Source organism: Pseudomonas sp. PsB (assembly GCF_043658375.1).
Taxonomy (GTDB): domain Bacteria; phylum Pseudomonadota; class Gammaproteobacteria; order Pseudomonadales; family Pseudomonadaceae; genus Aquipseudomonas; species Aquipseudomonas putida_Z.
Genome location: NZ_JBIGLU010000018.1, coordinates 82,985 through 106,640 on the forward strand (window position 1 = coordinate 82,985; position 23,656 = coordinate 106,640).

The following is a 23,656-nucleotide window of genomic DNA, read 5'->3' on the forward strand; positions in this document are numbered from 1 at the left end:
TGATTTATATAGGTATTTTGTTTTCTACTGAATTTTTGTCTCTGTCTTGAGATTTTGGGGCCGCTTTGCGGCCCATCGCGACACAAGGCCGCTCCTACAAGTGCAACGCGATCTCCTGTAGGAGCGGCCTTGTGTCGCGATCGGGGGCAAAGCCCTCGCGGCAATCTCAAAATGGAAACATAAGTCTCCAATCAGAGACCAAGCGCTACCATCTTCTTGTACAAGGTCGATCGCCCCAACCCTAATGCTGCCGCAGTCTCTGGCACATTTCCCTCATGCTCAGCCAACGCTTCGGCAATCAGCCTGCGTTCAAACTGCTCGCACGCTTCTCGGTAAGTCTGACGCCCGGGTTCCGCCGCCACCGGGCTCAACGGCCCCAATGCCGCCCGTAGATCCGCCACCCCCAACCGCGGTTGATCCGTCAGCAGCGTGGCCCGCTCCAGCACATTGCGCAGCTCGCGAATGTTCCCCGGCCATGCATGCCGCGCCAATAGCTGCTGCGCTTCGGCCTCGAGCTCATACTGGCTGCCCAGTTCCCCCAGGATGGCCTCGCACAGTGCCGGCAGGTCCTCCAGCCGTTGCCGCAGTGGCGGCACCTCGATCGGCAGCACATTCAGCCGGTAATACAGGTCGGCGCGGAATGCCCCGCGGGCGATGGCGGCCTGCAGGTCGATGGAGGTGGCGGCAATGATGCGTACATCACTGCGCAGCATCTGGTTCGAGCCTACCGGCTCGTACTCCTTCTCCTGCAACACCCGCAGCAGCTTGCTCTGCAGGGCCAGCGGCATGTCGCCGATCTCGTCGAGGAACAGCGTGCCGCCTTCGGCCAGTTGCAGCTTGCCGCTGCGGCCCTTGCGATCGGCGCCGGTAAAGGCGCCGGGGGCGGTGCCGAAGAATTCGGCTTCCAGCAGCGTCTCGGGGATGGCTGCACTGTTGATGCTGACAAACGCCTTGTGCGCCCGCGCCGACGCCGCATGGATGGCATGGGCCAGCAGTTCCTTGCCGGTGCCGGTTTCGCCCAGCAGCAGCACCGGCGAATCACTGCTCGCACCACGCCGGGCGCGGCGCTTGGCCTCCAGGCTGGCGGCGCTGCTGCCGACGAACTGGGCGAAGCTGTACTTGGCCTGGCGGGCGCGCAATTGCGAGCGGGTCGAGGCCAGTTCCTGCTGCATGCTGGAGTAGCGTTTGAGCAGTGGCGACAGGCTGCGCAACTCATCGAACAGGGCGAAGCCGATGGCGCCGATCAGCGCGCCCTGGTCGTCGTGGATGGGCAGGCGCATTACCACCAGTGGCTCGTTCGGGGTGTCGAGCATGTCCAGCAGGATTGGCCGGCCATTGCTCACCACCTCGCGCATCAGGCTGCCCGGGATCACCGCCTCGCATGGCTGGCCGATGGCACTGGCGGCGTCGGCCAGGCCAAAGCGCCGGGCGTAGCGCTCGTTCATCCAGACGATGCGCGCCTGGCGGTCGACGATTACCGTGCCCTCGCTGGACTGCTCGATGATCTCGAACAACGAGCGGATCGCCAGTTGCCGTACCTGGGGGTAGTCCTTGAGGCTGTCGCTGTCGTGCATGGGTAGAAATCCTGAAATCTGTAAAAGCAGGGCCGGCCTCTTCGCGGGTAAACCCGCTCCCAAAGGTACCCCTCAGTACTCAAGGTTTGTGGTGACCCTGTGGGAGCGGGTTTACCCGCGAAGAGGTCAGACCTGAAAACCTATCCCCTGGGGTCGAACGCCTCGCGCAAGGCATCCCCGATAAACACCAGCAGCGACAGAATCACCGCCAAGGCAAAGAACGCGGTAAAGCCCAGCCACGGCGCCTCCAGGTGCTGTTTGCCCTGGGTCACCAGCTCTCCCAGCGAAGCACTCCCGGCCGGCATGCCGAAACCAAGAAAATCCAGCGCAGTCAGGGTGGTGATCGCCCCGGTCAGCATGAACGGCACATAGGTCAGCGTTGCGTTCATGGCATTGGGCAGGATGTGCCGCAGCATTACCTGGCTGTCTGGCAACCCCAGCGCCCTTGCGGCCTTCACGTACTCCAGGTTGCGACCGCGCAGGAACTCGGCGCGCACCACATCGACCAGGGTCAGCCAGGAGAACAGCGCCATGATCCCCAGCAGCCACCAGAAGTCCGGCTCGACGAACCCGCTGAGGATGATCAGCAGGTACAGCACCGGCAACCCCGACCATACCTCCAGCAGGCGCTGGCCGACCAGGTCGACCCAGCCGCCGTGGTAGCCCTGCAAAGCACCGGCCGCCACCCCGATCAGCACGCTGACCACGGTCAGGGCGAAGGCGAACAGCAAGGATACCCGGGTGCCGTACAGCACCCGGGCCAGCACGTCGCGGCCCTGGTCGTCGGTACCCAGCCAGTTGCTCGCGCTTGGCGGGCTGGGGGTGGGTACCTGCAGGTCGTAGTTGGGGGTATCGGCGCTGAACGGGATGGGGGCGAACAGCATCCAGCCACCTTGCTGCTCGATCAGCTGGCGTACATAGGCGCTGCGGTAGTCTGGCTGGAACGGCAGCTGGCCGCCGAACTGCTGCTCGGTGTAGCGCTTGAGCGCCGGCACGTACAGGTCGCCCTTGTAGCCCAGCAGCAGCGGTTTGTCGTTGGCCACCAGCTCGGCACACAGGCTCAGCAGCAGAAGGGCGGCGAACAGCCACAGCGAAACCCAGCCGAGGCGGTTGCGGCGAAAGCGTTGCAGGCGACGACGTGAGATCGGTGAAAGCATCAGCGCGCCCTCGTGTCGAAGTCGATACGCGGGTCGAGCAGGGTGTACGACAGGTCACCGATCAGGCGGATCAGCAGGCCCGCCAGGGTGAAGATGAACAGCGTGCCGAACACCACCGGGTAATCCCGCGCCACGGCCGCCTCGTAACTCATGCGGCCCACGCCATCGAGCGAGAAGATCACCTCGATCAGCAACGAGCCGGCGAAGAACACCGTGATCAACGCCTGCGGCAACCCGGCCACCACCAGCAGCATGGCATTGCGCAGCACGTGGCCATACAGCACCCGGCGCTCGCTCAGGCCCTTGGCGCGAGCGGTAACCACGTATTGCCGGGAAATTTCGTCGAGGAAGGCGTTTTTGGTCAGCAGCGTCAGGGTGGCGAAGCCGCCGATCACCAGGGCGCCGACCGGCAGCACCAGGTGCCAGAAGTAGTCGGCGACCTTGCCCAGCAGGCTGAGCTCGTCGAAGTTGTCCGAGACCAGGCCGCGCACCGGGAACCAGCTCAGCGAGGTGCCGCCGGCGAACAGCACGATCAGCAACAGGGCGAACAGGAACGAGGGCAGGGCATAGCCGACCACGATCAGTGCACTGCTCCAGGCATCGAAGCGGCTGCCGTGGCGCACTGCCTTGCGGATGCCCAGCGGGATCGACACCAGGTAGGTGATCAGCGTGGCCCAGAAGCCCAGCGACAGGGTGACCGGCAACTTGTCGAGGATCAGGTCGGTGACCTTGGCGCCGCGGAAGAAGCTGTTGCCGAAGTCCAGCCGGGCGTACTGGCCCAGCATCAACCACAGGCGCTCGGGGGCGGACTTGTCGAAGCCGTACTGGCGCTTGATCTCCTCGATCAGTTTCGGGTCCAGGCCACGGGTGGCCCGTGACTCGCCGTGCACCACCTCGGCTCGGGCACCGGGAGCGCCGCCGCCGATGCCTTGCAGGCGTGCCACCGCCTGCTCCACCGGGCCACCCGGCGCGGCCTGGACAATGGCAAAGTTGACCAGCAGGATCGCCAGCAGGGTCGGGATGATCAGCAACAGGCGGCGCAGAATGTAGGTGGTCATGGCGAGGATTTCCGGCGTTCGGCCATTTGCGCGTTGGTCAGCGCGGTGGGGCTGACTTCCCACCAGGTGTCCAGGCCTTCGTCATAGGCAGCCTGGACCTTGGGCAGGCCGAAGCGGTTCCACCAGGCAGTGGAACTGCCCGGTGGGTAGTAGTTGGGGATCCAGTAGTAGTTCCATTGCAGCACCCGGTCCAGGGCATGGGCGTGGTGCAGCATGTCGGCCTGGGTGTCGGCGCGCACCAGGCCGTCGATCAGGCGGTCCACGGCAGGGTCCTGCAGCACCATCAGGTTGTTCGACCCAGGGTCGTGGGCCGCTGCCGAGCCAAAATAGTTGTACAGCTCGGCGCCGGGCGACAGGGTGACCGGGTAGCCGGTGACGATCATGTCGTAGTCACGCGCCATCAGGCGGTTGACGTACTGGGCCGAATCGACGTTGCGGATGTCCAGGGTCACGCCAATCTGGGCCAGGTTGCGCTTCCACGGCAGCAGCAGGCGCTCCATGCCCGCCTGGCCGTTGAGGAAGGTGAACGCCAGCGGCGTGCCCTGGCTGTTAACCAGGCGGTCGCCTTCGGGGCGCCAGCCGGCTTGTTCGAGCAGCGCCAGTGCCTGCAGCTGCTGCTTGCGGATAATCCCCGAACCATCGGTGACCGGGGCAGTGAACACGGTGCTGAAGACTTCGTCCGGCACCTTGCCGCGCAACGGTTCGAGCAGTTTCAACTCGCCGGCATCCGGCAGTTGGCGGGCGGCCAGCGGGGTATTGGAGAACACGCTCTGCTGGCGGATGTACATGTTGCGCATCATCTGCCGGTTGCTCCACTCGTAGTCCCACAGCATGCCCAGCGCCTGGCGCACGCGACGGTCCTTGAACTGCGGCCGGTCGAGGTTGAACACGAAGCCCTGGGCAACCTGCGGTTTGGCCGGGCCCAGGTGGGCACGCTGCAGGCGGCCGTCGTCCAGTTGCGCGCCGTTGTAGCCCAGCGTGTAGGCGGTGGCGGAGAATTCTCGGTTGTAGTCGTAGCCGCCGCCTTTGAGCACCTGCCGCGCCACTTCGGTATCACCGAAGTACTCGATGCGCAGCTTGTCGAAATTGTAGCGGCCACGGCTGACCGGCAGATCGCGCGCCCACCAGTTGGCGTCGCGCTCGAAGGTGATGCTGCGGCCGTTGTCGATGCGCCCGATACGGTACGGCCCGCTGCCGACCGGCTTGTCGAAGCCGGCGCCGTTGGCAAAATCGCGCTGCTGCCAGTCGTGTTCGGGCAGAACCGGCAGGCTGGCGAGGTCCAGCGGCAGGGTGCGGCCGTGGTCGGGCTTGAAGTCGAAGCGCACGCTGTGCGGGCTTTCCACGATGACGCCGGCAACATCGGCGAACTGGGTGCGGTACTTGAGGCTGCCCTTGCTCATCAGCAGCTCGAAGGTAAAGCGTACGTCCTCGGCGCGCACCGGCTTGCCATCGGCGAAGGTGGCGCGCGGGTCGATCTCGAACCGCAGCCAGGCATCCTCCGGGCCGCGCTCCATGCGCCGGGCGATCAGGCCGTAGACAGTGTAGGGTTCATCGAACGAGCGCACGGCCAGTGGCGCGTACAGCAGGCCATCGACCTCGCTGACACCGATGCCTTTGTCGATGTACGGCAGGATATGGTCGAACTGGCCGATCTCGATGGCCGAGCGGCGCAGGATGCCGCCTTTGGGGGCGTCGGGGTTGACGTAGTCGAAATGCTGGAAGCCGGCGTTGTAGCGGGGGGCTTCGCCGTAGACGGTGAGGGCGTGGGTGGGTGCAGCCTGACTATTGAAGGAAAAACAAAGCAGAAAAAGGTAACACAGGGCCTGTGGGAGCGGGTTCACCCGCGAAAGCGCCAGATCAGGCAACGACGTTGCGTGAACGGACGCATTCGCGGGTAAAGCGCAGCGGCGCACCGCCGCTCCCACAGGGGACATGAGCAGCTATTGGCTACTTAGTCCTGGCGGCTGGTCACTTCCAGCAGGTGGTAGCCGAACTGGGTCTTCACCGGGCCTTGCACGGTATTGACCGGGGCGCTGAACACCACGGTGTCGAACTCCTTGACCATCTGGCCCGGGCCGAACGAGCCCAGGTCACCGCCCTGGCGGCTGGACGGGCAGGTGGAGTTGGCTTTGGCGATTTCAGCGAAGTCGGCGCCTGCTTCGATCTGGGCTTTCAGTTCGTTGCATTTCTCTTCGCTGCTGACCAGGATGTGGCGGGCGGTTGCACGGGCCATGGGTACTGCTCCTTGGGGTAAAAAAGGCAAGCCTAGCGCACTTGTCCGGGGTATGTCTCGCCAGGCTTGCATCCCGCTACCTAGAGTTTTTGTGCCGCCTCGCGCAACAGGGTTTCGGTCGAAGCCCAGCCCAGGCAACCGTCGGTGATCGACACGCCGTATTTCAGCGCGCCCTTGCCCAGCGCCTGGCAGCCGTCGAACAGGTGCCCTTCGATCATCACGCCGACGATCGAACGGTCGCCGGCCAGGCGCTGCTCCAGCACATCGTTGAAAACCGCCGGCTGGCGCGCCGGGTCCTTGCCGCTGTTGGCATGGCTGCAATCGACCATGATCCGCGCCTGCAGCCCGGCCTTGGCCAGCGCCTGGCGGGCCATGGCGATGCTGTTGGCGTCAAAGTTCGGGCCCTTGTGGCCGCCGCGCAGCACCAGGTGGGTGTCCGCGTTGCCCAAGGTCTCGATGATGGCCGGGTAGCCCTGCGCATCCATGCCGAAGTGGCGGTGCGGGTGGGCGGCGCTGCGCATGGCGTCGCTGGCGATGGCGATGCCGCCGTCGGTGCCGTTCTTGAAGCCGACCGGCAGCTCCAGGCCACTGACCATTTCGCGGTGGATCTGCGACTCGGTGGTGCGCGCGCCAATCGCGGCCCAGGCCAGAAGGTCATCGAAGTAGCCGGCGGCCATTGGCTGCAGCAGTTCGGTGGCAACCGGCAGGCCGCGTTCGATCATGTTCAGCATCAGCCCGCGGGACAGGGCGATGCCGGCGTGCATGTCGTCGCTGCCATCGAGGTGCGGGTCGTAGGCCAGGCCTTTCCAGCCGACCGTGGTGCGGGGTTTTTCGACGTAGGCGCGCATCACCAGCAGCAGCTTGTCGTCGACTTCGCGGCTGAGGGCGGCCAGGCGGTCGGCGTATTCCAGGGCCGAGCGCGGGTCGTGGATCGAGCACGGGCCAACGATCACCAGCAGGCGCTGGTCGCGGCCTTCGAGGATGTCGCGGATGGCCTGGCGGTGGGCATGGACTTGCTGGGTAAGTTCGCTGGACAGCGGCATTTGCTGTTTGAGCAGGTGCGGGCTGGGCAGGCGCTGGCTGACGGTGGTGTTGGCCGCTTGCGGCTGGGTCAGGGCGAGGCTGGAAGCTTGCATGGCGTTTTTTCCCTGGGCGGACGGCGGGTTCTGGCCCGCGTGGTCGGCCCTATCGAGGTGTTCGACAGATCGTTGAATTCGTATTGGCTGCTGCATTGCCACCTGTGGAAGACCGAACGGAGGCGGCAGGCTGGCCCGAACGGGATTGGCTAAATCGCCAGGCGTAGGTGTTTGCGTAGTAATAAGTGGCGTAGTTCATGAATCTGTCCTCAATGTGAATCGGTGTTGTTCAAAGGCCTGAAAAGCAAAACCCCCGGTCGGGGAGCCGACCGGGGGTTTGAGTATTCTCATGTTCGGCGGCCCCTCGAAGGTGGGCGCCGTGTGGGTATCGGCGCCTAGTGGCTAAACCAATACCCAAAGTAATAGCTGGCAGGTGCCACGCAGCCGGCAACGGCCAGCACAGGGCGCAGGCTGCGACCGGTGTGGTTGGCGTGGTTGCGGGTGTGTTTCGGCATGTTGCTCTCCAGTGAATGAGCCCGAGCTTACTTCAGTTCGGCCGGGCCATTCAATGGATAAATGCTATGGGGGTGATCAATTGTTTTTGTACCGCACGGTTCAATGGCCATAGCGCCCGACCAGGCTCTGCGCCCCTAGCGCGTGGCCTTGCAGCAGTTGCAGCAGGCCGCTGCGGTCCAGGCCTTCGGGCAGGGTGCCCAATGGCAGGTCGGTGGCGATCAGTGTTAGTGCGTAGTGGTGCGGGTTGTCGCCGGCGGGTGGGCAGGGGCCGCGGTAGCTGAGCGAGCCCCGCGAGTTGCGCCCCACGGTCACGCCTTGCCCGGTCAGCCCGGCGACGCCTTCCTTCAGCCCATCCTGGGCCGGGTCGATGTTGTAGGCGATCCAGTGGACCACGCCAATGCCCTTGCCGCCGTCCGGGTCGAACATGATCAGGGCCAGCGACTGGGTGCCTGCGGGGAGGTTGTCCCAGCTCAGTTGCGGGGTGCGCTCTTCGCCGGCACCACAGGCTGGGTCCGGGCCAACCTGTTGCAAGGCGATCACGCCGCCATCGGTGAACGACGATGAGCTGATCGACAGTGCGCCCTGGCCACCAGCGACGGCCAAGGCGCTGCACGGCAGCAGGGCGGCGAGCAGCCAGGGTTTGAGGTTCATGGTGAATCCTTGGCAGGGCGTTCCGGCGCAGTGTAGCCCAGCCCGGCCTCAATGGCTGTCCTGATCCTCGGCGGTGCCACCGGTGTGCCCGGCGCCGGAGCCGGTGGCTTCGCCGGTGCTGTTGGAGCCGCCAGCCGCTCCGTCCGCGGCATCGCTATTGCTGCCGGTGTCGCTGCTGTCGTTGGCTTTGCTGCTGCCTGGGCTGTTGACGCTGCTGTCTTCGCCGGCGGTCTTGCCACCGTACTGGTCGGTTTGCGGGCGGCTGTCGGTGTCTGTGTCGGTGGCGGCGAAGCTGGTGCCAGTGACGCTGGCCAGGGCAAGGGCAAGGCACAGTGAGAGTGGGCGAATGCGGATCATGGAACGTCTCCTTTGCGGATGATCTGTCATTCGTTGGGCTGGGGGCGGGGAGTGGGGTGCCGTCTGGGCGACGGATGGTCATTGTTGCGGGCTGCCGTGCAGCCCGCTCGGTTGCAAAGGGGCCGCGCAGGCCCCGAGGAAGGTGATCAGCGGCAGTTGCCCGCCTTGCGATAACCCGCTGCCTGCGCCTCACCCTCTGTGGCGAAGGTGACCTGGTTCTTCGCGGTGACCTGGGTATAGCCCGGGCAGCCGACGGAAAGGTGATAGACGTGGCTGTTGCGGTTGCCAAGCACCGCCCCCACCGACCCGGCACTGGCCAGGCTCGGCTTGGCCTCTGGCTTGGCAGCCTTCGCCGGCACCGCTTGCACCACGCCACTGCCGACCGGCTTGTAGTTGGCGGTCCATTTGCGTTCCCCGGTCACGAAGGGGTTGGCATGGCCCATGATCGCGGCAATGCGCCGGTCACGCTCTTTCTCCCAGGCCGACACCGGGTGCTGTTTGTCCCAGGCCATCAGCAACTGCTGCTGTTGGCGCGACATGCTCAGCTTGTAACGGTCGTACATGTAGAAGGTGGTGCGGGCGACCAGGCCTTTCACTTCGTCACGTGGTTCGGCAGCACGCTGCACGAAGTCGACCTTGGTGGAGCACTGCCCGTATTGCCCTGCATTGCCAGCAACCATGCCGTAGTTGAAATTGCTGCGGTCGCCGTTGACCTCGCCCACTGCCGGGTACAGGTTGAACAGGTCGGCCTCCATGGCGCGGAACACCGGGTCGTCATCCACGCAATGCTCGCGGCCACCGTTCTTCCAGCACTGGCGCTGGTTGCCGAAGGTGTAGGCCGGCACGATGTGCTCCCATTCGGTGCGTTCGGCGCGGTTCTGCTGCTTGCGGGTCTGGTAGCCGCAAGAGGCGGCATCGATACGCCCGCCAGACTTGCCCACCCAGGCCCATTTGCAACCGCAGTACAGGTCGCCCATGGCACTGCTGGCCTGGTCCATGTACACCTTTTGCTTGGCCACCACCTTGGCTTCGGTGAAGGTCGCCGGTGGGCTGGCAAGGGCGGGCAGGGTAAAGGAAAACAGTAAGGATACGGCGTAAAGCAGTGATTTCATGGGGAAAACATATTTCAGGTTGGGGCGTGCATTGTAATCATTTCCTTGGGGCAGGCCAGCTCGCTGATCCACACCAGTGGGCGGCGCGGGTCGTCGCTGCCCATGCTGCTGAACGTGGCCGAGTCGAGCATGGCCTTGAGTTGGGTGGCCATGCGCAGCAGGCGCTCGATGAAGCCGGTGCCGACGGCGCCGGTGTCCTCCAGGGAAACACCGCTCTGGTTGTGCTGGATTGCCAGATGGTAGTGGCTGACCCCGGCACCGTTGCCACTGCCGCCCAGCACCACGGTGAAGCGCGGGCCGAGCAGCCCGGCCAGGCGCTGCTGGACCAGGTCGAGTAGCGCGACCGGGACTTCGTCGGGGCGCAGTGAAGTGGGGAAGCATGGTGTGAAGGGTGGCATGGGCATGTCCTGCTGGGCGGGGTACGAGTCCTGGCCAGCTTAAGCAAGGTCACTGTCAACTTGGGTTAAGCAGGGGTAAAAGCGGGTAATGCTCAACGCCAGGCCGTTACGGCATCAGGCATCAGAAGGTCTGCCCCAGCGAGAACTGGAAGATCTGGGTTTCTGCCCCATCCGGCTTCTTCAGCGGTGCCGCCAGGCTGAAACTCAACGGCCCCATTGGGCTGTACCAGGTCACGCCAACCCCCAGCGACACGGCCATCTGTGCCAGGTCCACGCTGCCGCAGCCCTGGGTGGTCGACAGGTAGCAGGTGTCGGCGTACACGTTGCCGGCATCGACGAACACCGAGCTGCGCAGCTGGCTCTGGTCCTTCACGAACGGCAACGGGAAGATGTATTCGGCGCCGCCGGCAATCAGGATGTTGCCGCCCAGCACGTCGGTGTCACGGTCGGAGTAATAGGCTTGTCCTGCGCTGGCGTAGTTGCCGGTGGCCGGGGTATTGCGCGGGCCGAGGCTGCCGTCCTTGAACCCGCGCACCGAACCCAGCCCACCTGCGGTGTAGCTTTCATAGAACGGCAGCCCGTCGGTGGAACCGTAGCCGTTGCCGTAGCCCAGGCTGGTATGCAGGCGCAGCGAGGTGTTGCTGGTTAGCGGCAGGTAGGTCTGGCCGCTGTAGTCCAGCTTGTAGAACGACAGGTCGCTGCCAGGGGTGGTGGCCATCAGCGTCAGGCTCTGCGAGTGGCCGCGGGTAGCCAGCACGCCTTTGTTCAAGGTTGATTCCGACCAGCCGATCGAGGCCTTGAGGTTGTTGAAACTCTTGCCTTCGCGGGCGATGAAGTCGTAGATCTCGTCGGCGCTGTAGGTGCCGGGCGAGATATTGTCGTGCTGCAGGGACAGGCCATAGGTCAGGCGTGAGGTTTCGTTGATCGGGTAGCCAAAGCTGACCCCGGCACCGTAGCTGTCGATCGCATAATAGGACACGCCGTCGTCGTAGTAATCGCTGTAGTCGGTGCTGTTGTAGAACAGGTTGTAGCCCAGGCTGACGCCATCGGCGGTGAAGTAGGGGTCGGTGAAGCCGAAGTTGTACTTGGTCTGGTACTCGCTGCGGGTCAGGCCGATGGACACCTTGTTACCGGTACCGAGGAAGTTGCTCTGGCTGATCGAACCACCGAGGATCAGGCCGGCGCTCTGGGCGAAACCGACGCTGGCGGTGATCGAGCCGGAGGCCTGCTCCTCGACGCTGTAGTTGACGTCGACCTGGTCGTCGGTGCCCGGCACCGGCGGGGTCTCGACGTTCACTTCCTTGAAGAAGCCCAGGCGTTCCAGACGGGTCTTGGACTGGTCGATCAGGTAGGTCGAGGCCCAGCCGCCTTCCATCTGGCGCATTTCGCGACGCAGCACTTCGTCTTCGGTCTTGGTGTTGCCGCGGTAGTTGATGCGGTTGACGTAGGCACGCTTGCCCGGGTCGACCACGAACATGATGTCGATGGTGTGGTCTTCATCGTTCGGCTGCGGCACGCCGTTGACGTTGGCGAAGGTGTAGCCTTCGTTACCCAGGCGGCGGGTGATCAGCTCGGAGGTGCTGGTCATCACCTTGCGCGAGAACACCTGGCCTGGCTGCACCAGCAGCAGCGACTTGACCTGGTCTTCCGGCACTTTCAGGTCACCGGACAGCTTGACGTCGCGGACGGTGTACTTCTCGCCTTCGTTGATGTTGACGGTGATGTAGACGTGTTTCTTGTCCGGCGTGATGGACACCTGGGTGGAGGCGATGTCCATGTTGATGTAGCCGCGGTCCAGGTAGTAGGAACGCAGGCGCTCCAGGTCACCGGAGAGCTTTTCGCGGGCGTACTTGTCGTCGTTCTTGAAGAACGACAGCCAGTTGGTGGTCTTCAGCTCGAACAGCTGCGCCAGGGTCTCGTCGTCGAACACGTTGTTGCCAACGATGTTGATGTGCTGGATGGCGGCGACGGTGCCTTCGTTGATCTTGATCTTCAGCGCCACACGGTTGCGCGGCTGCGGCACCACCTCGGCGTCGACCTCGGCCGAGTAGCGGCCCTGGGCCACGTACTGGCGCTGCAGCTCGTTACGCACACCTTCGAGGGTGGCACGCTGGAAGATCTCGCCTTCGGCCAGGCCGGATTGCTTCAGGCCCTTCATCAGGTCTTCGGTGCTGATGGCCTTGTTGCCTTCGATCTCGATGCTCGACACCGACGGGCGCTCGACCACGTTGATGATCAGGACATTGCCATCGCGGTTCAGCTGGATGTCCTGGAAGAAGCCGGTCTTGAACAGGGAACGGGTCGACTCCACCAGTCGGCGGTCATCGGCCTGGTCGCCGACGTTCAGCGGCAAGGCACCGAAGACACTGCCGGCGGAAACCCGCTGCAGGCCGTTGACGCGGATGTCGGCGATCCTGAAGGGGGAGGCCTGGGCCAGCGTGGCGTTCAGCAGCAGGACGGAGAGCAACAGGCGCGGGTAGTTCATCGAGGGTTCCAGACAAGCGGATTCGGAGGGAGCAAGCGCGGGCAACCCGCATGCAGCGGGCGATGAGGATACGGGCGGGCTGTGTTCGGCGCGGTTAGCCGAGGGTAAAGATGTGTAAAGTCCGACCGGCCGGCGGTGACAGTGCCGGCCGCCGGGGCGATCATTGCAACCCCTGAAATCACGATTCCTGGCCCTGATGATCCCTGTGCTGCTGGTCGACGATGACCGCGAACTCACCGAAATGCTCTCTTTGTACCTGGCCCGCGAAGGGTTCCAGGCCACCTCCGTCGGCACTGGCGAGGAGGGCGAAGCCCAGGCATTGACCGGCAACTATCAGGTGGTGGTGCTGGACGTGATGCTGCCGGGCATTTCGGGCATCGAAGTGCTGCGGCGTGTGCGCGCGCGCAGCCAGGTACCGGTGCTGTTGCTGACTGCCCGTGGCGACAACATCGACCGCATCGCCGGCCTGGAGCTGGGTGCCGATGACTATGTGCCCAAGCCCAGCTCTCCCGGCGAACTGGTGGCGCGCCTGCGGGCGATCCTGCGCCGTGTTCAGCCGCAACTGATGGGCGAAGGCATGGTGCCCGAACAGGTGCGCAGCGGTGCCCTGAAGATGTGGCCTGGTCGACGCGAGGCGCACTGGGGCGCTGCCATCCTCGAGCTGACCGGCTCCGAGTTCAGCCTGCTCGAAGCGTTGGCCCGCCAGGCCGGCCAGCTGGTCAGCAAGCAGGACCTGTCGCTCAATGCCCTGGGCCGGCCGCTGACCCGTTACGACCGGCGCATCGACGTGCACATCAGCAGCATCCGGCAAAAGCTCGGGCCGCGCGCCGATGGCAGCAGCTGGATCCAGAGCGTGCGCGGCATGGGCTACATGCTGATCGTCGAATGATGCGCCGGCGCCTGTTCTGGAAGCTGTTCCTGGCCTTCTGGCTGGCCAACACCCTGACCTTCCTGGTGGGCGCGGGCGCCTTCATGCTCAATGACCTGCGTGGTGATACCCCCGCGCTGCGCTCGCTGCTGGCCACCGAACTGCAGCTGTTGCAACGTTACGGCGAGCAGGCTGGCCGACAGTTGCTCGAGGTCTCGCCGCAGCCGCCGGATGTGCAGGTGGGCCTTTACGATAGCCAAGGCCGGTTGCTGGCCGGCAGGGCGGTGCCAGTGGCCCGGTTCGAGCAGGCGCTGAGCGACCGCGACGGCCGCCCGCTGGTGCTGCGCGCTTCGGTGGCCACGACCATTGGCGAGCCACCACGCCCGCGCAGCATGGGCCCGCTGTTTACCGGCACGCTGATGAGTGCGCTGTTCGCCTTCCTGTGCAGCCTGTACCTGACCCGCCCGCTGGCCTGGCTGCGCGAAGCAATGGGCCAGGTCGCCCAGGGTCGTTTCGAGGTGCGGGTCAAACCCAGGCTGGGCAAACGCCGTGACGAAATCGTTGAACTGGCCGAAGACTGCGACCGCATGGCCGGTCAGCTCAAGGCGTTGGTGCAGGCGCAGCAGAACCTGCTGCACGATATTTCCCACGAACTGCGCTCGCCTCTGACCCGCATGCATGCCGCCATCGGCCTGATGCGCCAGCAACCGGACCGGCTCGACATGCTTGAACGGGTGGAGCGCGAGTCGCGGCGCATGGACGACCTGATCGAGCAACTGCTGACCCTGGCCCGCGCCCAGGCCCGGCAGGGCGACGACTTCGCCACCCTCGATGTGGTCGAACTGCTGGCGCAGATCGTCGAGGACGCCCGCTTCGAGGCCGGCATGAAGCAGTGCCAGGTTTGCTTGCAGGCCCAGGGCACGTTTATCACTCATGGGCATGAAGAACTGCTGTACCGGGCGTTCGAGAACATCATCCGTAATGCCGTGCGCTACACCGCAGCAGGTACCGAGGTGTTGGTCGAGGCCGCGCTGGCGCCGGGCGGGCAATGGTTGCAGGTCAGCGTCAGCGACCATGGCCCGGGCGTCGAGCCGGCGCGCCTGCAGCGCATCTTCGAGCCATTCGACCGCGGTACCGACAGTAACGGTGATGGATTTGGCCTGGGCCTGGCGATTGCCCAGCGGGCCGTTGCGTTGCATGGCGGCAGCATCACTGCATTGGCCGCCGCGAGTGGCGGGTTGCGGGTGCGCATCGAGCTGCCGCAGGCAAACCCTGGCTGAGCCCTTGGGGCTGCGTTGCAGCCCTTTCGCGACACAAGGCCGCTCCTACAGGTACAGCGCAGGCTCGGGATTGTACATGGCCTGTAGGAGCGGCCTTGTGTCGCGAAAGGGCCGCAAGGCGGCCCCGGCTATCTATGCCACTTCACCGGTAGTGCGGGCTGGCTCCACCGCCAGATTCGCCGGCACTTCGCGGGCAATGACCTGCTCGCTGGCAAACAGGCTGCGCATCAGGCTATACCCGGTCAGCAACATGTAGAACGCAATCGGCAACCCGACCACGATGCTGGCCATCTGGATCGCCAGCAACCCGCCGGCAATCACCAGGCTGGCGGCGATCGCTCCCTCCAGCACGCACCACAGCACCCGGATCCAGTGCGGTGGGTTGATGCTGCCCAGCGAGTTGAGCATGCACAGCACCTGCGTTCCCGCATCAGCGGCCGTAACAAAGTGCACGGCGAGCAACAGGCAGATGATCACGCTCAGCACCGCACCCAAGGTCGGGCCGTCAAGGCGGTCGAGCAGGGTGAACATGGCTGTGGTGGTCTCCTTGCGCGTGGCCTCCAGTATCGGGCCACCCTGGAACGGGCCGGCGGCTGCCTGCTCGGCGACCGGCAACTGCTGGTAGGCCTGGCGCGCCTGCTGCTCATCCTTCAGTGCTGTACCGCCAAACACCGCCATCCACAGGATCGTCACCAGCGTCGGGACCAGCAGGGCGCCAAACACCAGTTCGCGGATGGTGCGGCCACGGGAGATGCGTGCAATGAACAGCCCCACGAACGGGCCCCAGGTCATCCACCACGGCCAGTAGAAGGCAGTCCAGCTCTTCTGCCAGGCGCTGTCGGCCTGAGCGTCGGTCCAGAAGCTCATGCCGATGATGTTCTGCGCGTAGTCACCAGCCGATTCGAACAGCAGGTTCATCAGGTAGTTGGTCGGGCCCAGTGCCAGCACCACCAGCATCAGCCCCAGGGAAATCCACATGTTCAGCGTCGAAAGGCGCTTCATGCCGCGCGACACGCCGGCCACCAGCGAGATCGAGGCAATCACGGTGACGATGGCGATGATGCTCAGCTTGAACGACAGGGTGACCGGGGTGCCGAACACCTGGTGCATGCCCATGTTGATCTGTTCCACGCCCAGCCCCAGCGACTGCGAGACGCCAAAGGCGGTGACCGCGCCGCCGATGATATCCACGGCATGCCCGATCGGCCCGTAGATGCGGTTGCCGATCAGCGGGTAGAGGATCGAGCGCAACGCCAGCGGCAACCCTTCACGGTAGGCGAAGTAGGCCAGGCCCAGGCCGATCACGGTGAAGATTGCCCACGGGTGCAGGCCCCAGTGCAGCAGGGTGATGCGCATGGCCATGGATGCGGCCTGGTCGGTGAGCCCCGGGGTGAACGGGTTGCTGGCATAGTGCAGCACCGGCTCGGCCACCGACCAGAAGATCAGCCCCACGCCCATGCCGGCGCTGAACAGCATGGCGATCCAGGCGGCGAAGCTGAATTCCGGTTTTTCGTCGGCACGCCCGAGCTTCAAGGTGCCAAAGCGGCTGAAGGCGATGAACACCAGCACCCCGAGGATGCCGCTGACCAGCGCCAGGTAAAACCATTTCAGGTGGTCGAGGATGGCGTCGGAGGCGGCCTTGAATACCCCGGCGGCCTGGTCGCCATAGGAGGCGCAGAGCACCACGAAGGCCACGACAATGGAAAGCGACCCAACGGTCACAACAGGATTCAGGCCCTTGAACAGGCCTTCTTTTGCACGCATCGGCTATATCCTTTTTATTCTGGCAGGCAGGTGCGAACGCACCCGCCTGGCGGCGTTGCGGGTTGAAGGGACTGCAGATGAAAAAAGGGCGCCTGAAGCTCAAGCGCCCTTGTTGTCGGTCAGAGGTCGACCACCAGGTCCGAGGTGGGGCGGCTGCAGCACAGCAGCCGCAGGCCCTTGTCGATCTCGCGCTGGCGGATGCCGCCGTTGTGCTTCATGTCGACGCTGCCTTCCAGCAGCGCCGTCTTGCAGGTACCACAAACCCCTTGGCTGCAGGACGAAGGCACCACGGCGCCTGCCAGCTTGGCAGCCGCCAGCACGGTCTGGTCGGCGCGCATGGTGAAGGTCTTGCCCGAGCGGGCCAGGTGCACCGTGAAGGTATCCAGGGCCTGGCCCGGGGCAACCGGAGCGGGTTCAGGTTCGGCTTCGGCGTTGATGTCGAAGCTTTCCTGGTGGTAGCGGGCCAGGTCGAAACCGGCACCGGCCAGCAGCGCCTTGGTGGCGTCCATGTAACCCTTGGGCCCGCAGGTGAACACGGCGCGGTCCTTGAAATCAGGGATTTCGCGTTGCAGCGCTTCCAGCGACAGGCGCCCGAGCGGGCCGTTCCAGTCGGCCTCGTCACCCTGGTTTTCGCAGAAGAACAAGGTGCGCAGCTGTGGCATGCGACGCTCCAGCTGCGCCAGTTCCTCACGGAAGATGATGTCCTTCGGCGTACGGGCGCTGTGCACGAAGACGATGTCCAGCTCGGCGTGCAGGTCGGCGGCGGCGCGGGTCATGGCCATGAGCGGGGTGACCCCGGAGCCGGCCGACAGGTACAGCAACTTGCGCGCCGGGCCGGCCACCGGGGTGAACACCCCGGCCGGGCCCGAGGCAGCCAGGGCCTGGCCCGGGCGCAGGTTGTCGTGCAGCCAGTTGGACACCGTGCCGCCCGGCACCCGCTTGACCGTGATGGCAAAGGTGAACGGCCGGGTTGGCGTGGAAGACAGGGTATAGCAGCGCGACACGCTGGCCCCGCCGATCACCGGCGACACGGTCAGGAACTGCCCGGGTTCGTAGGCCAGGGCATGGTAATCCGGGCTGTGGAAGGTGAAGGTCTTCACGTCGTGGGTTTCGTCCACCACGCTGAGGCATTCGATGCGCCGGCTTTCGCCACTGGCCCATTGCGCCCCGTGGGCGGCCCAGTGGTCGCTGTCGGTAAAACGCTGGTCGGCGCGCAGGCCGGCGATGCTGTGCAGTGCGGTCATGGCCTTCAAACCCCGTGTGCGGCGAGACGCGAGGCGTACCAGCGGGCGAACTGGTCGACGTACGGCTCGGTGAAGGTGGAGTAGGGGCCCGGCTCGAAGGCGGGGTCCTGAGTACCGCTGTGGGTGATGGCAACCAGCGCGGCATCCTGCTGGGTGGTGGCTACCCACACTTCGGTCAGGCGTTGCAGGTCGTAATCGACACCTTCGATAGCGTCGCGGTGCACCAGCCATTTGGTGCGCACCAGGGTGCGCTCCGGCGACAGCGGGATGATCCAGCTGATCATGGCATGATCACTCATCACGTGAGCCCAGGCGTTGTTGCCCCACAGGTGGGTGTCGCCGAGGTCGCGGCGGGTGAGGTTGCCCAGCAGCTTGCTGCAGGCCACCTTGGTGTCGAGGGTTTGCGACTCGCCGCTGCCGGCGATGATCATGCGCTGGGTGCGGAACTGGGTGGGTGAGCTGTCCTGCAGGTGTTCGACGGTCTCGTACAGCAGGCCGGCGCTGGCCCAGTCGGCTTCGATGCCGGCCTTGCGCACCTGATAGGCATCATAGGACGCACGCGCTTCGTCGCTCATTTCCTCCAGGCTGACGCCAAGGTCCTCGGACTGGTACGAGACGATCAGTTCCGGGTGGGTGCCGGCGCAGTGGTAGCACTCGCGGTTGTTTTCCATCACCAGCTTCCAGTTGCCGTTTTCGATGTAGTCGAGTTCGTAGGCGATGCGGGTGTTGGTCAGGTCGAAGGGGGCGAAACGTGGCCCCATGACTTCTTCGAGGTCGCTGATGTCGTCCGGTGGGGTGTCGCTCAGGCACACCAGCACATGGCTGCCGATGACCTTGCAGTGCACCGGGATCAGGCTGCGGCACTTGGGGTCGAATGCCTTGCCCATGTGGCTGGCGTGCCTGAGGCTGCCGTCGAGGTCGTAGGTCCACTGGTGGTAGGGGCACACCAGCATGCCGACGGTGGACTTGCCAGGCTCTTTCAGGCGTGCGCCACGGTGGCGGCAGACATTGCGGTAGGCGCGGATCTGTTCGTCATCGTCGCGCAGGATCAGCACCGAACCCTTGCCGATATCCACGGTAAACACATCGCCGGGCTCATCGACATCGGCAGTAACGGCTACTTGTATCCAGTGTTTGTGGAAGAAGATATCCATATCGGTGTCGAAGATATCCTGGCGGCTGTATAACTCGCCAGGCATGCCGAAGCCCGGTTGGCGCGCATCGACAAGTTCGCGATGGGTTTTATTGATTGGGCTGCTCATTGTTGTCCTCAGGCACTTTTATTTTTAATTGATAAAGCCATGTGCGGCGAATTATTGAAGTGCCCTCGAATAGCGTCAATGCGCTTAATTTTCCATTTCCCATTACCTGAGGTTATGCAGGAACGGGTTGTCGTGCGTAGGCGCCGGGCTTTGCAGCCAATGGGCAATCGCACGGGTGTACACCGATGCCGGCCGACCGTGCGGCACGACGATGTAATAGGATTCGCGGGTGCGTACGGTGAAAGGCTCCAACCGCACCAGCGCGCCGGTACTCACCAGGTGCTCCACCAGCCGCCCCCAGCCCAGGGCAATGCCGTAGCCGGCCAATGCCGCGTTGATGGCATCGGTGTACAGGCTGCAGCGCAGGTTGTAGCGGGGTGCTGCCGGGGCCAGGCCCAGTTCGCGGAACCAGCCAGGCCAGTCGACCCAGCCCTCGGAGGTGGAGTCGGCATCCAGCAGCCCGGCCCCGGCCAGTTCCTCCAAGGTGACGGGCAGGTTGTTGCGGGCCAGCCAGGCAGGGGCGCAGACCGGGAAAATTTCTTCCTCGAACAACAGGATGGCTTCGCCGTCGTCCCACTGGCCGTTGCCGTAGCGTACGTCCAGGTCGTAGTCGCGCTTGCGCAGATCGCCGGTGAACATCTGCGTGGCCAGGCGCAGCTGCACCTGCGGCAGGGCGTCGGCCAGGGCGTTCAGACGGGGCATGATGCGCAGTTGCGAGAAGGGTGCGGTGGAGCCCAGCACGATTTCCTGATGGTGGCTGATGTGGGTGATCTGGTCGAACGCGCTGGCCACCCGCTGCAGTGATTCGGAGATGCTGGCAAAGAGGATCTCGCCGCCTTCGGTCAGGTGAATGCTGCGGTGCGAGCGATGGAACAGCAGCGCCCCGAGGTTTTCCTCGAGGGCCTTGATCTGCTTGCTGACTGCCGCCTGGGTCACGCCCAGCTCAATGGCTGCCTGGGTAAAACTGTTGAGCCGGGCCACGGCTTCGAATTGCAGCAAGGCGGTCATCGACGGAATGATTCTTCGATAACCTTTTTGTTGGAAGGCGCCTGTTTGAGTTGTCATTTTATTTAGACACGGTTGTGGGGCAGGAAGAACAAGTCGACCCGCCTGGTAATTGTTATTTTGATAAATGCACTGGCACGCATCTTGGCAACTTGTTTCATGATGCACAGTTGCCGATTGCTGTGATATTACAAACATGACAATTAATAGTAAGACTTGAAGAGTGCGCGATCCCCTGTAGGAGCGGCCGTGTGTCGCGAAAGGGCCGCAAAGCGGCCCCGGCGATCTCGGCTTCAGCGCAACAATAGCTGGGGCTGCTACGCAGCCCTTTCGCGACACAAGGCCGCTCCTACAGGGGACCGCAAAAAGGCTTCAAGGCGTGAGGGTCGGCACGAACATGCCCGTCTTCACATTGCTCATCGACACCAGCGTCTTGAAGCGCTTGACGTTGTTGTTCTCGAAGAACAGTTCGCGCGTCAGCTGGGTGTACTGCTCCATGTGCCGCACCAGCATGATCAGCACGAAATCGCATTCCCCGGCCACGTAGTAGCACTGCTGCACCTGCGGGCAGGCGAGGAAGGTGCGTTTCATCTCGTCCAGCAGGTCCAGCCGCTCGTTCTCCACTTCAACCTCGGTGATCACGGTCAGCGTGTACCCAAGCTGCTCCGGGTTCACCTGTGCCACCGTGCCACGGATCACGCCGTCGGCCGCCAGCTTCTTCAACCGCCGATTGACCGCTGCCGAGGACAGGTTGACCTGCGCACCGAGGTCCAGCTGTGAAGTACCAGCGTCGCGCTGCACGGCATCGAGCAGGGCCAGGTCGAAGTGATCGAGGGGCATGAAGGGGCCTCTGTAGGTAAACAGCGGTAAACGCCGGGAACGCGTAATAAAAGTGCGTGCGAAGGCCAAAAATCAAGCTTTTCGTACATGGCGAGCGAATAGAATTCTCCCATGAACAAAAACGGCGGTGTAGAGCCAAGGCTTTGCACCCAGGGAGAAACGGTTGATGAATGCGAGTACCCCACTGCAACTGAACGGCGCTTTGCTGCTGCAGCAGATCCGTGCACTCGGCCAGGTGGGCGCTGACGCCACCCACGGCGGGCGCACCCGGATTGCCCTGAGCGATGCCGAAAAGGCCGGGCGCGACCTGCTGGTCGGCTGGATGCGCGAACTTGACCTCGACGTGCAGGTCGACCGCATCGGCAACATTTTCGGTACCTTGCGCGCTGTCGCCGACAGCGGTGAGCAACGCCCACTGATGATGGGTTCGCACATCGATACCGTCACCAACGCCGGAGCCCTGGATGGCTGCTATGGCGTGCTGGCCGGGTTGGCGGTGATTCGGGCCTACCGTGATGCCGGGCGCTTGCCTGAGCGTTCGATCACGGTCGGCGCATTCACCAATGAAGAGGGTGTGCGCTACCAGCCCGACATGATGGGCTCACTGGTATATGCCGGCGGCCTGCCCTTGCAGCAGGCGCTGGACACCCTTGGCACCGACGGTACGCGGCTTGGCGATGAACTGGCGCGCATCGGCTATGCCGGCACGCTGGAGCCTGGCGCCATCGTGCCGCATGAATACCTCGAACTGCATATCGAGCAGGGGCCGATCCTCGAAGCCGAGAACACCCTGATTGGCGTGGTCGAGAACCTGCAGGGCATTTCCTGGCAGCAAGTAGAGGTGAAAGGGCACGCCAACCATGCCGGCACCACGCCGACCCACCTGCGTCATGACGCAGGCTTCGTCGCCAGTGCCATCGTTGCCGAATTGCGCGCCATGGCCGTGGATTCCGGCACGACCCTGGCCACGGTGGGCTGCATGCAGTTCGAGCCGAACGTGATTAACGTCATCCCGCGCAAGGTCACCTTCACCGTCGACCTGCGCGACCCCGACGAAACCTGCCTGGCTTACGCCGAAAATCGCCTGAGCCAATACCTGGAGGCGCTTGCCGAGCGTGAAGGGGTGACCATTACCACCGAGCGCCTGGTGCGTTTCGAACCGGTGATCTTCGACGCAGGCCTGGCCGATGCCATAGAAGCCTCGGCCCAGCGTTTCGGCTTCAGCCACCGGCGCATGACCTCTGGCGCCGGCCACGACGCGCAAATGATCGCCCGCATTGCCCCCGCCGCGATGATCTTCGTGCCCAGCCAGGGCGGCATCAGCCACAACCCGCGCGAGCATACCGACGACGAGCAACTGATCCAGGGCGCCCAGGTGCTGCTGGATGTGGTCAGCCGTCGCCTGACCCACGCCTGATCCCCACTGTAATGCCCCGCCCGCTGAAGCCTGGTTTCAGCGGCATGGGCTTCCTGTTGCCTGCAGAAAGGAGTACCGCATGTTTGTTTCCAACCCCAAGGCTGGCCGCCGGCCTTACCCGCAAGCGTTGCAAGAGGTGATGAGCATTGCCAGGGCTGAAGAAAGCCGCCAGTGGCTGGCCGGCTGGGCGCGCTTGAACGCTGGCGCTACGCCGCTGTACACCCTGCCTGACCTGGCTGCCGAGCTGGGTGTTGCCCAGATGTCGGTGAAGGATGAATCGGTGCGCTCGGAACTGGGCAGCTTCAAGGCCCTGGGCGGGCCGATTGCCCTGGTCAGGCTGATCCGGCGTACCTTCCCCGCGCAGCAGTTCGACCCGCGTGGCTTGCTGGAAGGCCAGTACGCCGACCTGCTGGCGCAGTTCACCGTGGTCAGCGCCACCGATGGCAACCATGGCAAGGGCCTGGCGGCCGCCGCGCAAAGCATCGGCTGCCGCTGCGTGATCGTGCTGCATGCCAACGTCAGCATCGAGCGCGAACAGGCGATTGCGGCCTATGGTGCGCAGATCGTGCGCATTGCCGGCAATTACGACGAGTCGGTCGAGCATGCTGCGGAACTGGCGATCAGCAATGGCTGGACCGTGGTTTCCGATACCTCCTATGAAGGCTACGAAGTGATCCCGCGTGACGTGATGCAGGGCTACGGCACCATCGCTGCGGAAATCATCGAAGCCACTGCCGGGCAACCGCCTTTCACCCACGTGTTCCTGCAGGGCGGTGTGGGAGGCCTGGCGGCCGGCATCGTCAGCTACCTGTGGGAGCACTACGGCGCACAGCGCCCGCTGTTGGTCATGGTCGAACCGGAGCAGGCGGACTGCCTGTACCAGAGCGCCTTGCTCGGCAAGCCGGCCAGGGCGACCGGCTCGGTGGACTCGGTAATGGCAGGCCTGGCGTGCGGCGAGACATCGCCGCTGGCCTGGCGCTTCCTGGAGCCGAGCGTCGATTACTTCATGACCATCAGCGATGACCAAGCTGTCGCCGCCATGCGCCGCCTGGCGGCTGGCAGCGCTCGCGACATTCCGCTGGTGGCCGGTGAGTCCGGCGTCGCCGGCCTGGCCGGGCTTGCCCGCCTGGTAACGGATGCTGGCGCAGCTGCCGACCTGGGTATCGACGGCAACGCCCGCATCCTCTTCATCAATACCGAAGGCGCCACTGCCCCCGGCGTATATGCCGACCTGCTGGGCGAGTCGGCCAGCTCGGTACTGGCCCGCCAGCAAGCCTGGGTACGTACCTGATCCACCCCAGAGGGCCGGGTATTACCGGCCCTCCGTCAGCTCCACACAAGAAAAACAAGCGGAGATTC

At 64.3% G+C, this 23,656-nt stretch carries 20 protein-coding genes; 4 read left to right on the forward strand and 16 right to left on the reverse strand.

Annotation, left to right across the window (positions count from 1 at the left end; genetic code table 11):
- Window positions 1-191: 191 nt before the first annotated feature.
- From ACGLHT_RS20185 to bamA, 11 genes are all read right to left on the reverse strand, one after another.
- A complete protein-coding gene (locus ACGLHT_RS20185) occupies window positions 192-1,574 on the reverse strand; it encodes a sigma-54-dependent Fis family transcriptional regulator (RefSeq protein ID WP_137164043.1) in 1,383 nt (460 codons plus the stop codon).
- A 140-nt stretch (window positions 1,575-1,714) separates the two neighbouring features.
- Entirely contained in the window at window positions 1,715-2,731 is a 1,017-nt protein-coding gene (locus ACGLHT_RS20190; protein ID WP_025339234.1) for an ABC transporter permease, read from the reverse strand.
- Complete coding sequence (locus ACGLHT_RS20195) at window positions 2,731-3,789, reverse strand: microcin C ABC transporter permease YejB (protein WP_274079467.1); 1,059 nt, start codon at window positions 3,787-3,789, stop codon at window positions 2,731-2,733. Before ACGLHT_RS20195 ends, ACGLHT_RS20190 begins: the two co-directional genes overlap by 1 nt.
- Window positions 3,786-5,729, reverse strand: a complete 1,944-nt coding sequence (locus tag ACGLHT_RS20200) for an extracellular solute-binding protein (RefSeq protein ID WP_394520151.1) — start codon at window positions 5,727-5,729, stop codon at window positions 3,786-3,788. The genes ACGLHT_RS20195 and ACGLHT_RS20200 overlap by 4 nt, the downstream gene beginning before the upstream one ends.
- Before the next feature lie 11 nt (window positions 5,730-5,740).
- Window positions 5,741-6,022 carry a peptidylprolyl isomerase gene (locus ACGLHT_RS20205; protein WP_003258780.1) on the reverse strand — a complete coding sequence of 94 codons (282 nt, stop codon included), beginning with the start codon at window positions 6,020-6,022 and terminating at the stop codon, window positions 5,741-5,743.
- A gap of 80 nt (window positions 6,023-6,102) precedes the next feature.
- On the reverse strand, window positions 6,103-7,158 hold the full coding sequence (locus ACGLHT_RS20210) for a 3-deoxy-7-phosphoheptulonate synthase (RefSeq protein ID WP_025339231.1): 1,056 nt from the start codon (window positions 7,156-7,158) through the stop codon (window positions 6,103-6,105).
- Window positions 7,159-7,713: 555 nt separating this feature from the next.
- Window positions 7,714-8,265 (reverse strand): YbhB/YbcL family Raf kinase inhibitor-like protein, encoded by a 552-nt coding sequence (locus ACGLHT_RS20215; RefSeq protein ID WP_137164032.1) that lies wholly within the window; start codon window positions 8,263-8,265, stop codon window positions 7,714-7,716.
- Window positions 8,266-8,313: 48 nt separating this feature from the next.
- On the reverse strand, window positions 8,314-8,622 hold the full coding sequence (locus tag ACGLHT_RS20220) for a hypothetical protein (protein WP_137164031.1): 309 nt from the start codon (window positions 8,620-8,622) through the stop codon (window positions 8,314-8,316).
- 146 nt (window positions 8,623-8,768) lie between these two features.
- Window positions 8,769-9,734 (reverse strand): endonuclease, encoded by a 966-nt coding sequence (locus tag ACGLHT_RS20225; protein WP_085616401.1) that lies wholly within the window; start codon window positions 9,732-9,734, stop codon window positions 8,769-8,771.
- Window positions 9,735-9,748: 14 nt separating this feature from the next.
- Window positions 9,749-10,132, reverse strand: coding sequence for a hypothetical protein (locus ACGLHT_RS20230; protein ID WP_075045283.1), 384 nt, complete (start codon window positions 10,130-10,132; stop codon window positions 9,749-9,751).
- Window positions 10,133-10,253: 121 nt separating this feature from the next.
- Window positions 10,254-12,617 carry an outer membrane protein assembly factor BamA gene (gene bamA / locus ACGLHT_RS20235; protein WP_394520140.1) on the reverse strand — a complete coding sequence of 788 codons (2,364 nt, stop codon included), beginning with the start codon at window positions 12,615-12,617 and terminating at the stop codon, window positions 10,254-10,256.
- A 196-nt stretch (window positions 12,618-12,813) separates the two neighbouring features.
- On the opposite strand from bamA, the gene ACGLHT_RS20240 reads away from it, so the two are divergent.
- Window positions 12,814-13,506: a response regulator transcription factor gene (locus ACGLHT_RS20240; RefSeq protein ID WP_137164029.1), complete on the forward strand. Its 693-nt coding sequence runs from the start codon at window positions 12,814-12,816 to the stop codon at window positions 13,504-13,506.
- Complete coding sequence (locus ACGLHT_RS20245) at window positions 13,503-14,765, forward strand: ATP-binding protein (protein WP_274121166.1); 1,263 nt, start codon at window positions 13,503-13,505, stop codon at window positions 14,763-14,765. The genes ACGLHT_RS20240 and ACGLHT_RS20245 overlap by 4 nt, the downstream gene beginning before the upstream one ends.
- Before the next feature lie 132 nt (window positions 14,766-14,897).
- On the opposite strand, the gene ACGLHT_RS20250 is transcribed toward ACGLHT_RS20245, so the two are convergent.
- From ACGLHT_RS20250 to ACGLHT_RS20270, 5 genes are all read right to left on the reverse strand, one after another.
- The gene (locus tag ACGLHT_RS20250; RefSeq protein WP_137164027.1) at window positions 14,898-16,529 is read right to left on the reverse strand and encodes a BCCT family transporter; all 1,632 of its coding nucleotides are present in this window, start codon (window positions 16,527-16,529) and stop codon (window positions 14,898-14,900) included.
- A gap of 119 nt (window positions 16,530-16,648) precedes the next feature.
- Complete coding sequence (locus ACGLHT_RS20255) at window positions 16,649-17,773, reverse strand: hybrid-cluster NAD(P)-dependent oxidoreductase (RefSeq protein WP_025339222.1); 1,125 nt, start codon at window positions 17,771-17,773, stop codon at window positions 16,649-16,651.
- Window positions 17,774-17,778: 5 nt separating this feature from the next.
- Window positions 17,779-19,035 (reverse strand): aromatic ring-hydroxylating dioxygenase subunit alpha, encoded by a 1,257-nt coding sequence (locus ACGLHT_RS20260; RefSeq protein WP_274121167.1) that lies wholly within the window; start codon window positions 19,033-19,035, stop codon window positions 17,779-17,781.
- 102 nt (window positions 19,036-19,137) lie between these two features.
- Window positions 19,138-20,043 (reverse strand): LysR substrate-binding domain-containing protein, encoded by a 906-nt coding sequence (locus ACGLHT_RS20265; protein ID WP_249352838.1) that lies wholly within the window; start codon window positions 20,041-20,043, stop codon window positions 19,138-19,140.
- A 369-nt stretch (window positions 20,044-20,412) separates the two neighbouring features.
- Window positions 20,413-20,880, reverse strand: a complete 468-nt coding sequence (locus ACGLHT_RS20270; protein ID WP_025339219.1) for an Lrp/AsnC family transcriptional regulator — start codon at window positions 20,878-20,880, stop codon at window positions 20,413-20,415.
- A 166-nt stretch (window positions 20,881-21,046) separates the two neighbouring features.
- On the opposite strand from ACGLHT_RS20270, the gene ACGLHT_RS20275 reads away from it, so the two are divergent.
- Window positions 21,047-22,297 (forward strand): Zn-dependent hydrolase, encoded by a 1,251-nt coding sequence (locus ACGLHT_RS20275; protein ID WP_274121168.1) that lies wholly within the window; start codon window positions 21,047-21,049, stop codon window positions 22,295-22,297.
- A gap of 79 nt (window positions 22,298-22,376) precedes the next feature.
- Window positions 22,377-23,588 (forward strand): diaminopropionate ammonia-lyase, encoded by a 1,212-nt coding sequence (locus tag ACGLHT_RS20280; RefSeq protein ID WP_274121169.1) that lies wholly within the window; start codon window positions 22,377-22,379, stop codon window positions 23,586-23,588.
- Window positions 23,589-23,656: the final 68 nt, after the last annotated feature.

Excerpts from the sequence above, each read along its gene's own strand:
- ACGLHT_RS20255 (WP_025339222.1), bottom strand. The coding sequence starts at position 17,773 with ATGACCGCACTGCACAGCATCGCCGGCCTGCGCGCCGACCAGCGTTTT.
- ACGLHT_RS20240 (WP_137164029.1), top strand. The coding sequence starts at position 12,814 with ATGATCCCTGTGCTGCTGGTCGACGATGACCGCGAACTCACCGAAATG.
- bamA (WP_394520140.1), bottom strand. The coding sequence starts at position 12,617 with ATGAACTACCCGCGCCTGTTGCTCTCCGTCCTGCTGCTGAACGCCACG.
- ACGLHT_RS20270 (WP_025339219.1), bottom strand. The coding sequence starts at position 20,880 with ATGCCCCTCGATCACTTCGACCTGGCCCTGCTCGATGCCGTGCAGCGC.
- ACGLHT_RS20265 (WP_249352838.1), bottom strand. The coding sequence starts at position 20,043 with ATGACCGCCTTGCTGCAATTCGAAGCCGTGGCCCGGCTCAACAGTTTT.
- ACGLHT_RS20250 (WP_137164027.1), bottom strand. The coding sequence starts at position 16,529 with ATGCGTGCAAAAGAAGGCCTGTTCAAGGGCCTGAATCCTGTTGTGACC.
- ACGLHT_RS20225 (WP_085616401.1), bottom strand. The coding sequence starts at position 9,734 with ATGAAATCACTGCTTTACGCCGTATCCTTACTGTTTTCCTTTACCCTG.
- ACGLHT_RS20280 (WP_274121169.1), top strand. The coding sequence starts at position 22,377 with ATGTTTGTTTCCAACCCCAAGGCTGGCCGCCGGCCTTACCCGCAAGCG.
- ACGLHT_RS20245 (WP_274121166.1), top strand. The coding sequence starts at position 13,503 with ATGATGCGCCGGCGCCTGTTCTGGAAGCTGTTCCTGGCCTTCTGGCTG.
- ACGLHT_RS20195 (WP_274079467.1), bottom strand. The coding sequence starts at position 3,789 with ATGACCACCTACATTCTGCGCCGCCTGTTGCTGATCATCCCGACCCTG.
- ACGLHT_RS20275 (WP_274121168.1), top strand. The coding sequence starts at position 21,047 with ATGAATGCGAGTACCCCACTGCAACTGAACGGCGCTTTGCTGCTGCAG.
- ACGLHT_RS20185 (WP_137164043.1), bottom strand. The coding sequence starts at position 1,574 with ATGCACGACAGCGACAGCCTCAAGGACTACCCCCAGGTACGGCAACTG.
- ACGLHT_RS20205 (WP_003258780.1), bottom strand. The coding sequence starts at position 6,022 with ATGGCCCGTGCAACCGCCCGCCACATCCTGGTCAGCAGCGAAGAGAAA.
- ACGLHT_RS20190 (WP_025339234.1), bottom strand. The coding sequence starts at position 2,731 with ATGCTTTCACCGATCTCACGTCGTCGCCTGCAACGCTTTCGCCGCAAC.
- ACGLHT_RS20215 (WP_137164032.1), bottom strand. The coding sequence starts at position 8,265 with ATGAACCTCAAACCCTGGCTGCTCGCCGCCCTGCTGCCGTGCAGCGCC.
- ACGLHT_RS20260 (WP_274121167.1), bottom strand. The coding sequence starts at position 19,035 with ATGAGCAGCCCAATCAATAAAACCCATCGCGAACTTGTCGATGCGCGC.
- ACGLHT_RS20210 (WP_025339231.1), bottom strand. The coding sequence starts at position 7,158 with ATGCAAGCTTCCAGCCTCGCCCTGACCCAGCCGCAAGCGGCCAACACC.
- ACGLHT_RS20230 (WP_075045283.1), bottom strand. The coding sequence starts at position 10,132 with ATGCCACCCTTCACACCATGCTTCCCCACTTCACTGCGCCCCGACGAA.
- ACGLHT_RS20220 (WP_137164031.1), bottom strand. The coding sequence starts at position 8,622 with ATGATCCGCATTCGCCCACTCTCACTGTGCCTTGCCCTTGCCCTGGCC.